Genomic DNA, 1,245 nt, shown 5'->3' on the forward strand with positions numbered 1-1,245 from the left:
TAATAGAAGAGTATATTATATCTTTAATTAAGTCATTCATCTGAAACAATCCTCCTATAACCTTGTTTGAATAAATCGCAGAAAATGATAAATGTATTGGACGTCCCTTTTCAATAATCACTTTATAAATAAGTTTTCCCTATGCCATTTCATGTATTGTTGTTGAACCTCGTTGATTTGAATTCTTAACTTATCATTGATATTAAGAAAAACTTTTGTAGCTTCACCCAAAGTAGCTGAAATCATAATTGTTCCCTCATCCTCAAAACTAATATACCCCTTATCAAACAATGCATCATGATTAGGACATAATAGTAATCCATTATTAACATCTAACCGTTCTTGATTACTTGATTGACTCCATGGCCTAATATGACTAGCTACTAAAAATCTTTCATCTGCTATACCACATAACCTACATTTCTTTTCAATATTTAATAGTTCTTTCTTAAAGGTTGATTGACCTATTCTAGATTTAATAACTTGCTCTCTTTCAGTCTCTGTTACCTCAATATTTTCTGGCGTAACCGCTACAATTGATTTTAATTCAGTATAAACATCTTCTAGAGACCCCACTACTGTGTTCCTATAAACGGTATCTCGTTGTTCATATCTTCGAAGAGATTGAATAACTACACTAAAATCATCGTCCTGTTGTTCTAGTAAATTTATAGCTTCTCCAATACTTAAATTCTTAAATATCCCTTTATGCTTATCTTTCAATCCAATGAAATGCAATATTCCCATTGCTTGATATCCACGACTCTCGTCAGGGTTCAGACCTATAATATTTCCGTCTAACCAGCGATGGGTTCTAGAATTGAATAGATACTCATATATAGCTTTATCTCTAACACCCTCTTCGTAAGAGTCGAATTCCCTAGACCTTTTCTTAGGTTCTAATCTTTTTATAATTGAAATCTGTTTAGATTCATTTGGTTCAACCATCTCTAATTTAGCCTTTTTAAATAAATCTTTAACACTGTGATATCTCTTTTTCAAAGGATTTTTCTTAGATACTCCTCTTCTAAAACTCGAATAAGAGCATACAGCCATCTTTCCGCTATATTTAACAAAGCTGTCTCCATATTTTTGTATAAAATATTTCAAAGCTTTTTCTCTAGTTGAACTTTCTCCTTCCATTTTATTTAAAGAATATTCTAAGTGTAGACTTACTTCCTTATCTCTAATAGATAATAGGTACTGATTGGAATCTAATTTAAATTCCCATATTTCATATTCAGC

1 protein-coding gene is annotated in these 1,245 nt (G+C 31.1%); it reads right to left on the reverse strand.

All coding sequences use genetic code 11. The features are described from left to right. Nucleotides 1–117: 117 nt before the first annotated feature. Nucleotides 118–1,143 (reverse strand): HNH endonuclease, encoded by a 1,026-nt coding sequence (locus tag ACQGSG_RS29025; RefSeq protein WP_426948756.1) that lies wholly within the window; start codon nt 1,141–1,143, stop codon nt 118–120. Nucleotides 1,144–1,245 lie beyond the last annotated feature (102 nt).

It is taken from the genome of Bacillus sp. GMa5/1 (assembly GCF_050172015.1).
Lineage (GTDB): Bacteria > Bacillota > Bacilli > Bacillales > Bacillaceae_G > Bacillus_A > Bacillus_A cereus.